Origin of the sequence: Acinetobacter larvae (assembly GCF_001704115.1) — a bacterium.
Classification (GTDB): domain Bacteria; phylum Pseudomonadota; class Gammaproteobacteria; order Pseudomonadales; family Moraxellaceae; genus Acinetobacter; species Acinetobacter larvae.
Genome location: NZ_CP016895.1, coordinates 430916 through 443390, shown reverse-complemented (window position 1 = coordinate 443390; position 12475 = coordinate 430916). Strand labels below are relative to the sequence as shown.

Annotated in this window: 11 protein-coding genes; 4 read left to right on the top strand and 7 right to left on the bottom strand. The window is 44.1% G+C overall.

The window, feature by feature from the left end; translation table 11 throughout:
• Positions 1-28 precede the first annotated feature (28 nt).
• From mlaD to dxs, 7 genes are all read right to left on the bottom strand, one after another.
• Complete coding sequence (gene mlaD, locus BFG52_RS01950; protein ID WP_067551904.1) at positions 29-691, bottom strand: outer membrane lipid asymmetry maintenance protein MlaD; 663 nt, start codon at positions 689-691, stop codon at positions 29-31.
• Entirely contained in the window at positions 691-1470 is a 780-nt protein-coding gene (mlaE, locus tag BFG52_RS01945) for a lipid asymmetry maintenance ABC transporter permease subunit MlaE (RefSeq protein ID WP_067551901.1), read from the bottom strand. The genes mlaD and mlaE overlap by 1 nt, the downstream gene beginning before the upstream one ends.
• The gene (locus BFG52_RS01940) at positions 1467-2285 is read right to left on the bottom strand and encodes an ABC transporter ATP-binding protein (protein ID WP_067551898.1); all 819 of its coding nucleotides are present in this window, start codon (positions 2283-2285) and stop codon (positions 1467-1469) included. The genes mlaE and BFG52_RS01940 overlap by 4 nt, the downstream gene beginning before the upstream one ends.
• Before the next feature lie 389 nt (positions 2286-2674).
• Complete coding sequence (locus tag BFG52_RS01935) at positions 2675-4480, bottom strand: DEAD/DEAH box helicase (protein WP_067551895.1); 1806 nt, start codon at positions 4478-4480, stop codon at positions 2675-2677.
• A 452-nt stretch (positions 4481-4932) separates the two neighbouring features.
• Positions 4933-5553, bottom strand: coding sequence for a MarC family protein (locus BFG52_RS01930; protein ID WP_067551892.1), 621 nt, complete (start codon positions 5551-5553; stop codon positions 4933-4935).
• A gap of 294 nt (positions 5554-5847) precedes the next feature.
• Entirely contained in the window at positions 5848-6678 is an 831-nt protein-coding gene (locus BFG52_RS01925) for an inositol monophosphatase family protein (RefSeq protein WP_067551889.1), read from the bottom strand.
• Between the two features lie 159 nt (positions 6679-6837).
• Positions 6838-8766 (bottom strand): 1-deoxy-D-xylulose-5-phosphate synthase, encoded by a 1929-nt coding sequence (gene dxs, locus BFG52_RS01920; RefSeq protein ID WP_067551886.1) that lies wholly within the window; start codon positions 8764-8766, stop codon positions 6838-6840.
• Positions 8767-9079: 313 nt separating this feature from the next.
• Here dxs and ribA point away from each other — a divergent pair, with 313 nt between their 5' ends.
• The 4 genes from ribA (at position 9080) to aroE (ending at position 12460) form a co-directional block, all read left to right on the top strand.
• On the top strand, positions 9080-9682 hold the full coding sequence (ribA, locus tag BFG52_RS01915) for a GTP cyclohydrolase II (protein WP_067551883.1): 603 nt from the start codon (positions 9080-9082) through the stop codon (positions 9680-9682).
• A gap of 133 nt (positions 9683-9815) precedes the next feature.
• Complete coding sequence (gene hemF / locus BFG52_RS01910; RefSeq protein WP_067551880.1) at positions 9816-10760, top strand: oxygen-dependent coproporphyrinogen oxidase; 945 nt, start codon at positions 9816-9818, stop codon at positions 10758-10760.
• Between the two features lie 452 nt (positions 10761-11212).
• The gene (locus tag BFG52_RS01905; protein WP_067551877.1) at positions 11213-11419 is read left to right on the top strand and encodes a hypothetical protein; all 207 of its coding nucleotides are present in this window, start codon (positions 11213-11215) and stop codon (positions 11417-11419) included.
• Between the two features lie 231 nt (positions 11420-11650).
• Positions 11651-12460, top strand: a complete 810-nt coding sequence (gene aroE / locus BFG52_RS01900; protein ID WP_067551874.1) for a shikimate dehydrogenase — start codon at positions 11651-11653, stop codon at positions 12458-12460.
• Positions 12461-12475 lie beyond the last annotated feature (15 nt).

Here is a 12475-nt window from a genome sequence, read left to right as displayed (position 1 = left end):
CCATCGGGCCTATTATTCAACTCTTCAGCTATTCAACAAATGAAGTTTGGGCATCCTCAGTCGCCGTACTGTCATCACCCTCTGCATTACCCGTCTTAGCTGCTGAACCCGTAATAAACTTGGTGATCAGATCTTCAAGATCCATGGTGCCTTGGGTATTGCCAATACGATCTTCACGCTTCAAATAGTTGAGACCACCGCCAGGAACAACCTTCAAATACTTCTCACCGAGCAAACCATTGGTTGCAACCATGATATAAGCATCTTCATCAATATTTGTGATAGATTTCATGTTACCGATAAGTTGCTGTTCCATTTCTTTTTGTTTCGCTTTATCTGCCGCTTGGTATTCTGGGCGATAGCGCAGTTCGTCTAATGCATTACTTTCAACAGTCTTGAGTTGTTGCGCATTAAATGTGGTCAATGTGCCATCCAACTCAAAAGTCACCATTGCTTGACGTGTTACAGGATCTAAGTCGATCTCTTTTACTCGACCAACGGTTACACCACTCATGGTTACCTTGGCACGGGTTTTTAAACCGTTTATATTATCAAATTGTGCCGTCATGGTATAACTATCGCGTAAGTTCGTGCCCATCAGACCACTCACTTTCATCGCTAAGAAAAACAAAGCTATACCACAGATAATGACAAAAATGCCTACGGCCAATTCACTGCTACGTGATTTCATCAAACGCCTCCAAACATGACCGCAGTCAACACAAAATCTAATCCTAAAACGCATAACGACGAATACACAACGGTACGGGTTGTGGATGTCGCAATACCCTCTGATGTGGGCACACAGTTATAGCCTTGATATACCGCAATCCATGTACAGACAATTGCGAATACAATACTTTTTATAATGGTGCCATTCCATATATCGGAATGGAATTGCACGCTATTTTGCATGCCACTCCAGAATGAGCCTTCATCTACGCCTAAGAAATCAACGCCTACCATTTTGCCACCCATAATACCAATTGCAGCAAAAATAATAGACAGCATAGGAAGACTCACGATACCCGCCCATAAGCGTGGAGAAACGATACGTTTTAGGGGATCGACTCCGATCATTTCCATACTGGATAATTGTTCTGTGGCTTTCATTAAGCCAATTTCAGCAGTTAAGGCAGAACCTGCACGACCGGCAAACAAGAGTGCGGCAACCACAGGCGCCAACTCCCGCAATAAAGTCAGAGAAACCATGGTCCCCAACATAGCCTCAGAGCCAATATTGACCAAAATGGAATAGCCCTGTAGCCCAAGGACCAAACCAATAAATAAACCAGATACTGCAATAATTAATAAGGACATCACCCCAACACGGTACATCTGATAAATAAACAATCTGATGCCCAATAAAGTAGGGAGTGAAAATATAATTTGGATAAGCATGCTGGTTGCGACGCCGATCCCCTGAATAGCATCCAGGACTCGACGACCTAAAGCGGCAATCGCGTTCATGCATTGACCTCTTGATTTAAATAGGCTTGATGGCTGAATTGATAATCAACTGGTCCTTCAATCGAACCCGATAAAAACTGTTGTACGAAAGCCGACTCATGCGCACGTAATTGCTCGGGCGTGCCCTCACCCTGAACCTTTCCTTCAGCAACCACATAAATATAATCGGCAATAGATAGCGTTTCATCTACATCGTGAGAGACTATAATAGACGTTAAATCCAAAGCTTCTCGCAATGAACGGATTAAACGACTCAACACCCCCATCACAATCGGATCTTGCCCTGCAAAAGGTTCATCATACATTACCAGCTCAGGATCAAGTGCAATTGCTCGCGCCAATGCCACACGACGGTTCATCCCGCCAGACAACTCTGAAGGCATCAATTTTTCAGCACCGCGTAACCCCACCGATTCTAATTTTAATGCAACTAATTCAGCAATTAAGTGCTCAGGAAGCTGGGTATGCGCACGTATTGGAAAAGCAACGTTCTCATACACTGACATATCGGTAAACAAAGCACCGCTTTGAAATAACATGCCCATACGTGCCCGCGCAGCAAACAATTGCTGACGCGTCATGGTGACCAAGTTGACACCATCGAGCAACACTTCCCCTTGATCAGGCGTTAATTGCCCACCGATCAAACACAGTAATGTGGTTTTACCCGTTCCAGATGGTCCCATAATCGCGGTGATTTTACCGCGCATGATTGTCAGGCTCACATCATCATAGATGACGCGATCACCTCGATTGAAGCTTAAATTTTTCACTTCAATTAAAGCTTCTGATGTAGCAAGCATTGAACGATCCATAACTGAATGATTTCCTGCAGATGATCAGCTTGCATACTATACATTGATTCAAGCTTGATATGCGTGAATGGAAGAACAATTGTTTGATAAGAAAATACAGAATAATTTAAATTAATGATTTTATTATTATTCATTTTGTATACAGCAAAATTATAGAAAGAAGTTTAGCGCAAAAAATAGCAAATTTGATAATAATAAGAAAGCAGATACATAATACATAGTCGTCACTACAATGATTTCCCCACAAATCAGTTAAATTATCACTTATTTGTATAAATTTGATAGACATCACACTATATCGCACTTTATTTCATCTTACAAATAAAAAGGCCACCGATTTGGCAGCCTTTTAAAGTATTTTAGTTTATGTCTTATTTTAGGCGTAATGCCTAGTCAGCAAATTTTTGACGACGGTCACGACGCGGACGATCCGATGCTGGAGCACCTTCACGACGTGGTTTGTAATCGATACGATTACCACGGTTGTCATCACGATCTGAAAAACGAGGTTTATCAGATGCATTGAAGTCACGACGTGGACGATCGGAATTAAACTCGCGACGTGGACGATCTGAGTTGAACTCGCGACGTGGCGCATCATTGTTAAACTCACGACGTGGACGGTCGGAATTGAACTCACGACGTGGACGATCTGCATCAAACTCGCGACGTGGACGGTCGGAATTGAACTCGCGACGCGGACGGTCGGAATTAAACTCGCGACGTGGACGGTCGGAATTGAACTCGCGGCGCGGGCTATCACTGTTGAATTCACGACGTGGTGCATCATTGTTAAAGTCACGACGTGGACGATCTGCATCAAACTCACGACGCGGACGGTCAGAATTATATTCGCGACGCGGACGATCTGAGTTGAACTCACGACGTTCTGAATCACGACCACCTTCACGGCGTTTAAAATGACCTTCACCTTCAACACGGCGACCACGACCACCGCCAAAGCCACCACGACCGCCATCACGACGACCACGACCACCATTGCCATCACGACGAGGGCGTGCTGGTGGTGGAGATGGCTCTAAGCCTTCAATTTCAGAGACATCTAGACGTGTATCTAAATAGTCTTCAAGGGCACGAATCTTACCGCGTTCACGGTAAGTCGCCAAAGTAATCGCTTTACCGGTACGACCAGCACGACCTGTACGACCAATACGGTGTACATAGTCTTCGTTTTTCATGGGTAAACCAAAGTTAATCACGTGTGAAATGGTTGGAACATCCAAACCACGTGCCGCAACATCGGTTGCAACCAAAATTTTGGCACGACCTTCACGAATGCTACGTAAACGACGGTTACGTACGGTTTGTGGCATTGCACCGTGTAGGGCAACAACAGATAAACCTGCTTCGGTCAGTTCTTCAGCTAACAAATCAGTGTCTTCTTGCGTACTGGCAAAAACCACTGCTTGGTCTAAATCTTCTGCGCTTAACCAATGGGTTAATAACTTTTTCTTGTGCTCAAAACCATCAGTCCAATGTAGAGTTTGACTAATGTCTTTGTTGGTTGTTTGACCTGTTTCAATCGCAATACGCTCAGGGCTGTTCATCATATGTTCAGCTAAACGGATAATACGATCTGCAAAGGTCGCAGAGAACATCAAAGTTTGTGTACGGTTGGCAGCTAAATCACTGATTGCTTCTAGATCTTCAGAGAAACCTAGATCCAACATACGGTCAGCTTCATCGACAATCAAAGTCACAACTTTGTCTAATTTAATTTGACGACGATTCACCAAGTCCAACAAACGGCCAGGGGTTGCAACAACCACTTGCGCGCCTTTTAATTGTTGAATTTGTTTACCAAAAGGCATACCACCCATAATGGCAGCAACACGTACGCCCTTCATATGGCGTACAAAAGCAATTGCGTCTTGGCTCACTTGTTGTGCCAATTCACGCGTAGGACATAAAACTAAAATACTCGGTTGAGTAATGGCACGCATACGCTCTTTAAATGGCACAAAAGTGTCTTGTTCCGCGATAGCGTTTAAAGAAGGCAGTAGGAACGCAGCAGTTTTACCAGAACCAGTCTGGCTAGATACTAATAAATCTTTACCTTCTAAAGCTGCAGGAATCGATTGTTCTTGAACTGGAGTTGGGCTAGTAAACCCAAGGCTCTCAAGAGATTTTTGTAGTGATTCGTGCAGAGAAAATTCAGCAAAAGTTTTGCTCATAGAGTAATTCACCCCAGTTTGGGTGCTCCATTTATAAAAGTCAGATGGACATCGACAAAAAGCGGCGCAGCAACATTAGGCTGCTGAAAGCAAATAATTCAGCGGCAATCCGAGAAACGACGATGTGATATAACGCACGTGATTACGGCCTTCAACCTGAAAGAATCGCTTAAGCGATTGGGGCGCGAAATATCGTCCTCTTTGGACCGCACGCGCATACACAATGATTAGAAGAGAATGTTCAGGTAATGAACGGAAAAGAAGTGCGTGGCGCAATTATAACAGCTATTCAATAAATGTCACGTTATTTTTAAAGGGGCAGATGATCGGTGGATTGATTGCGGTATATTTAGACACCATGCTGCTGCGTGCTATCCACGCCACAGCAACATGGCGCAGCAGTTTATTGTGGAACAATTTCGACTGATTGCAGGTTGCGAGATAGCTTCGATTTATTGAGGAATAGTTTCGACCACACCCACAATGCCACGAATAATCATATCGATGGCAATGGTCCCGACCAACAGCGCCGACATACGCCCAACAATATCGACATAACGGTCGATATATTTTGAATGCTTGGTTCTTAAATTATCATGTGCAAACTTCATTAGGATCAGCAAACTGCAGGTCAGAAACAAGGTAAAGCCAATCACGGCAACAGCGCCGATCATAGGCACTTGCATCCCCGTCACTACCGCTGCACTGATCGTTCCGGGTCCAATCATAAAGGGCATGGCTATGGTACCTGCCACATGCTCAGGCGCACCGCGGGTTAAACCAATGGTATCGGCACCTTCAAATACATAGCGATAACCAATAACCAAAAAGATCAAGCCACCAAAAATTTGGAATGCTTCAAAACGAACTTGTAGATATTCATTAAAAATTGCTTCCCCACCCCAAGCAAAAAGCACAAAAACCAGCAAGGCAATCACCGCACCTTGGATCAATGCTTTACTAAAGACCTTAAAATCCAGATTACGGATCAGGCCCAACATATAAATACTCATCAAAAAGGGGTTAAGCAGAGCAAAAAATAATGCAAAAGCGTGAATATACTGAGAAAGCAAAATAAATACCCAATTAGCAACAAAGATAGCCCGAAGAGAATGTACATTACATCACATTAAAAGCAGAATAATCCAGACTCATCCGTTCGCCTGCAATCATATAAATCATGCCTAGACTTGAACAGTCTCAACTACAAAAAGCCAACTTTTTGCCTAATCATAAAAAAGACCTAACACCATTTAGGTCTTAGGTCTATCATTTGCATAGCTTTAAACTTATATAGATTTTAAGAAGTTATATCAAACAAGGCGCGACAAATAAATATAGTGTTGCATGCAAATTATTGCAGCACATTATTTTGCTGCTTCGCCCCAAGCTGGAACTACTTTTTGCATTAAAGGTTTAAGTAACTTCATTGAACAAGCGAGGACTTGACCATTTTGCATGGCATCGCTCCCACCACGCGCATCGACCACTGTACCACCTGCTTCTTTCACAATGAGCTCGCCCGCTGCGATGTCCCATGGCTTTAAGCCCAGTTCAAAATAAGCATCTAGACGCCCAGCAGCAACATAGGCTAAATCTAAAGCGGCAGAACCGGCACGACGATATTGTGCACCAGCTTCTGTGATCGCCAATAAAGATTCAAAGTGATTTTTAGCATAAGACACGATTTCGCCATTACGCTTAGCACGATAAGCATGTCCAACAGCAATAAAGGTATTGTCTAAACTGTCTTTCATATTGACGCGAATACGACGTTGGTTGAGCATTGCACCGCGACCACGACTAGCGGAAAAGAGTTCATCTTTTACAGGGTCGTAAATCACACCATGCTGAGTCACGCCTTTGTGCTGTACTGCAATTGAGATACAAAAATGCGGGAAACCATTGATGAAATTGAGTGTGCCATCCAGTGGATCAATCACCCAACACCAGTCTGCATCATGACCTTTACCTTCTTGCAAACCGAATTCTTCGCCCAAAAAGCTATGATTTTTATAGCTTTTACGCAGTGTATCGATACAGAGTTGCTCCAAGTAACGATCTACACGCGTCACAGGACCATCAATACCTTTTTCTTCAACCTGTAGGTCGAGCTTATGACGATTTTGATGCGCTTTTAAAAGCTCTTGACCAACTATTTGAGCCGCACGCGCAGCCATCACCACCATAGGTTCCATTAAACACCCGTTACAACGTTAAAGATTTTGATAAAGAATAATGCATTAAGCGCCGCCATTTTAGCAAATGAAAGCGCTTTTAGGGAAACTAGTTATAGTTTTTTTGTCACGCATTGCAATCAAAGCATTATGAGGGATGACTTTTCTGCGCGCTTCTCGTTATACCGTCTGCATGACTTTAATCCAAGTCGCTGCCACAGTCTGTTGAATCCCGATGGCATCTAGACCACAATCTGCCAGCATTTCTTCATGACTCGCTTGAGCCAAGAACTGGTCTGGCAAGCCAATATTAACCATAGGCTTCAAAATATTTGCCTGTACCATAAACTCATTCACAGCACTCCCCGCACCCGCCATCACCGCATGCTCTTCGACAGTAACAAACAAATTGGTTTGATCGACACAGTCCAAAATAATTTGCTGATCGAGCGGTTTAATAAAGCGCATATTGATGACGCTAACAGCAACATCAAGCTGAGTGGCTAACTGTTCAGCCGCTTGGACCGCAACCGCAACACGACTACCAAAGGCTAAGATACTAATACGCTCATCATGCTGCGCATTAAACTCGGCAACGGTTTCAGCTTTGGCTAACTCTAAGACTTTTAACTTTTCATCAACTGCCACGCCGAGCCCTTGACCACGTGGATAACGAACTGCGGCAGGTCCTGGATATAAATAAGCAGTATGAAGCATTTGCCGGCATTCATTTTCATCTTTGGGGGCCATAATAATCATATTGGGCACCGTACGCAGATAGGCATAATCATAAGCCCCAGCATGGGTCGGCCCATCTTCACCCACCAAACCTGCTCGGTCAATGGCAAAGGTTACATCGAGATTTTGTAAGGCAACATCATGGATCAGCTGGTCATATCCGCGCTGTAAAAAAGTTGAATAAATCGCAACGACCGGTTTAAGCCCTTCACAAGCCATACCCGCAGCCAAAGTCACCGCATGCTGCTCAGCAATCGCCACATCAAAAAACCGTGTTGGATAATCTTTGGCATACTGCACCATGCCTGATCCTTCACACATCGCTGGGGTAATCGCCATTAAACGATGGTCTTGCTCTGCCTGATCACAGAGCCACTGTCCAAATACATCGGAATATTTAGGGATACTTTTACTTGGCGTAGTTGGCATGCTTGCTGCTGTAGCATTGACTGGGATCTTAGCGATGGCATGGTATTTAATCTGATCGCTTTCAGCAGGCGCAAAGCCCTTACCCTTGGTGGTGTAAATATGCACCAACCGTGGACCACGACGTTTTTTTAAAGCTTGAAAAACTTGTATCAAGTGGTCTAAATCATGTCCATCAAAAGGACCAAAATAATCAAAACCAATGGCTTGAAACAAATTATCTGCGGCGTCTGTTGCCGCTTGATGCAAGCGTGAGTTATATGACCATGCTGGATGGCTCGCCACGTAGGCTTGACCTTCGGCATCGATTTCAACCGAATGCCCTTGTTGCCACAATGCGGCTAAATGCTGCGCAAAACCACCCGTACTACATGAGATCGACATATCATTGTCATTGAGGACCACGATCATATCTGCCTGATGGGCGACTGCATCATTCATCGCCTCAAATGCCATACCCGCAGTCATAGCACCATCGCCCACTACAGCAACAACATCACAAGGACACTGTTGGTATTGACGTGCCAAAGCCATGCCCAATGCAGCAGAAATCGCAGTCGATGAATGACCAACGCCAAATGTGTCATACGGCGACTCATCTCGTGCCGGGAAGGCTGCCAAACCATTCTTGGCGCGGATTGAGGTGATTTGTTCTCGACGTCCAGTCAAAACCTTATGTGGATAGGCTTGATGACCAACATCCCAAACCAAACGATCATCTGGTGTATTGAAACAGTAATGTAAGGCAACGGTGAGTTCAATCACTCCCAAATTGGCACCAAAATGTCCACCACTTTGCCCAGCAGCATAGAGAATATACTGACGTAATTCATCTGCAACTTGTTTGAGCTGGCTACGAGCGAGTTGGCGTAATTGTTTAGGATAATCAATATTATCTAACAATGGCGTTACTGGACGTTGAGCAGGTATTTCAGTATACAACATATGGGGCGAAGCCTTCTTAAGCCTGGCAAATCCTAAGCTAGGTAAACGGGTTACTACGAGTTAAAGCTCGCATCATATCATCTTTAATCTGCCAAACGACTGGCATTGCAATATCGAATTGATGCTCAACTGAGCATAGGATCGTGGGTGACTGTAGATTATCCTGAATAATCTTACTACTTAGCAACTATTATCGTATTGTTTTATACAAAAAAGAAAAGCGTTTCATTATAAAGTGCCGTGGATTGACTATAAATAGCCAAGCTTTACGCTATACTTTAAATCAATTTGAATACAGTATTGGAAAAAACCTGTGCCCATCGAATTTGTTGCAACGTCCAAGCTACCGACCGAATTTGGCGAGTTCAAAATTAGTGTATTTCAAGACCCTCATACTGGGGAAGAACATGTCGCCTTGCATACCGGCTTAGAACAAGCCCCGACTCAGCCTGTTTTAGTGCGCATTCACTCGGAATGCCTTACAGGTGATGCTTTTGGCTCCTTAAAATGTGATTGTGGTCCACAACTGCACAATACTATGCGGATGCTCAGCCAAGCAGGTCAAGGGGTCATTCTATATTTACGACAAGAGGGTCGTGGGATTGGTCTCACCAATAAAATCCGCGCCTATGCTTTACAAGATCAGGGACACGATACCGTAGATGCCAATCTAATGCTCAATCTACCAGCCGATGCCCGGCGCTATGATATGTGTAGCATCATGCTCAAGCATTTACAGATTGGGCAAGTCAAACTGATCACCAATAACCCACTAAAAATAAAAGCCCTACAACAATTGGGCATTAATGTGGTCGATCGAGTAGCACTTACGGTTGGGCTGAATCCTTTCAATCAAAGCTACCTCAAGACCAAACATGATCGCATGAACCACATGTACCAAGAGGATGACTTTTAAGTCATTTTGACAAAGAGAGCACGCTTATATCTTTCGCAAAATCCAGCACATAAAAAGCAGTAAAAACACTTACTTTTTTTATGGATTTATGCTTTGATGTATTTGACGTTCTATTATACCGACGAGGGTTATCATGCAGCATCCTACTTCCGCAGATATACAACGCGTTCGCGAATTTCTTCTCGATTTACAATCCCGTATTTGTAGTGCACTTGAACAACAAGAGCATCAGAGTGGTAGTCAAGCTGTATTTGAAATTGATGATTGGCAACGTCCAGAAGGTGGCGGTGGGCGATCTCGTGTTTTACAGAATGGCGAGATAATCGAAAAAGGTGGGGTGATGTTCTCACACATCCAGATTAGCAACCTGCCTGCCTCTGCAACGGAACGCCATCCACAAATTGCCGGTGCCAAAGCACAAGCATTGGGTGTTTCTTTGGTCATTCATCCTAAAAACCCTAACGTCCCCACCTCTCATGCCAATGTGCGCTTATTTGTCGCAGAACCTGAAGGGCAAGATCCTGTCTGGTGGTTTGGCGGTGGTTTTGACCTTACCCCGTTTTATCCCAACGACAGTGATATCTTGGCATGGCACCAAAAAGCCGCAGATCTATGCGCACCCTTTGGCGAACAAGTTTATGCCGAACACAAACAATGGTGTGATGACTACTTCTATCTAAAACATCGTGATGAACAGCGTGGTGTCGGCGGATTGTTTTTTGATGACCTTAATCAATGGGACTTTGAAACCTGTTTCCGTTATATCCAAGCGGTGGGTCAAGGCTATTTAGATGCCATTATTCCTGTTTTTAAAAACAATCAAGACAAAGCCTATAGCCCTGCGCAGCGCGATTTTCAGCTCTATCGTCGTGGACGTTATGTTGAATACAACTTAGTCTATGACCGTGGCACGCTGTTTGGTCTGCAAACTGGTGGTCGTATCGAATCCATTTTGGTCAGTCTCCCCAATCTGGCTGCATGGTCCTATCGACCTGAATGGGATGAAGACAGCCCAGAAAAACGTTTGACGGACTATTATCTTAAACCGCGCAATTGGCTCGAAGAATTAAAACAATAATTACATCAAGCTCCTTACAGTTTTGTAGGCTCAATCTAATGATGAGATATAACTGCGTTAACCCCTAAGTTAATGCAGTTATATCTGCGTATCATCACATTTATAATGTCAAATTTATCACGTCAATATCGTGCCAAAGCACAGAAATAAAGCCAAAGTATGGATTGTTCTAGGGCAGATGAGCAACAAAAAATTACCTTCCCATGATATTGAAAAGAAATCTCACAATTCTTGTGCCCGCGATACCAAATAAAGCGCACCACACAGCAGATACCTGTATACACTAAGCAGATCGTTTTCTAAACGTGAAACTGCTAAGCAAAGGTCGATTATCTAAGCAGAGTTCTGTCATCTTTTATTCATTGTTCGCCACTATGCTGATCTGACACGACACACGTTGCCTTAATTCATCGGCTGTCCTGCCGATAAACCTGCCTATAAAAGAGTTGCCTATGTTGTCCCCGATCACCCATCCCAAAAGTATTTTATTTTTTACTTTGCTGACCCTACTGGTGAGCTCTGTGAGTGTTACCTTGATCTCGCAAAATCAATTATCGGATCAAATTAGTATTAGTTTTAGTATTTGTTTAGTCGTGGCGTTGCTCAGCTTGATGTTTAATATTGTTTTTCACGTTATTTCTGCGATTTGTAATCCCTAAACCAGTCCCTCTCGCGGATATAAGCTCTTGGCGACATAGCCTATTGGAGATATAGCCTATTGGGCAGATTGGCTGGGTAGATTAACTGGATAGATTAAACTGTCACAACGACTGTTGGTAGTCAGCAGTATCCAAGCAGCTCCCACAATGCACCCTTCCAGATTATCCTTGCCAAGTGTTTATTTTTCCGTATATTGAAGCCTCTAGCTCGCACAAAGTAAGAGGTCATCAATGCGCAAAAAATTTGCTGTGATTGGGCATCCGATCGAACATTCTCGCTCACCAGAACTGCACCACGCCTTTGCGGCAAAAATGGGCATTGAACTAGACTATCAAAAACGTCTCGCCGCACAAGATGGCTTTGATGCATCGATTGATGCCTTTTTTGCAGATCAGGGGCAAGGACTCAATGTGACAGTGCCATTTAAAGAACAAGCTTTTGCGCGCTGCGATGTCGTGACTGAGCGTGCCAAAATTGCTCAAGCCGTCAATACCTTATGGTATCAAGATGGCTTATTACATGGTGATAACACAGATGGTCAAGGACTGGTCGCAGCCATAACCGCTTTGGCTTGGCCCTTACACAATGCCCGTGTACTGATTCTTGGTGCAGGGGGTGCGACACGCGGTGTGATTTACCCACTCTTTCAAGCGGGTGTTGCGCAGATTTGTATTGCCAACCGGACTTATGCTCGCGCGCTGCATTTACAACAAGACATCTTGCAGCATTACCCAGATCTAGCACTCGATATCTCTGAAATCGCGGCATTATCTGGTCATTATGATTTGGTTATCAATGCCACTTCTGCCAGTCTCAGTGGTGCAGCGCTGCAGCTTCCTGCCGCTCTTCGCTTTGATTATGCCTATGAAATGGCTTATGGCAAAGATTCCGATTTTCTAGCATTGGCACGACAGCGTCAGGTCCCTGCCAGCGATGGCTTTTCAATGTTAGTTGGACAGGCGATTGAAGCCTTTGAAATTTGGCATGGCTGTAGACCTGAACTGCAAGACTTCTTAGATGCCTCGCCACACAACCCTTAGCTCACCCTATAGCTA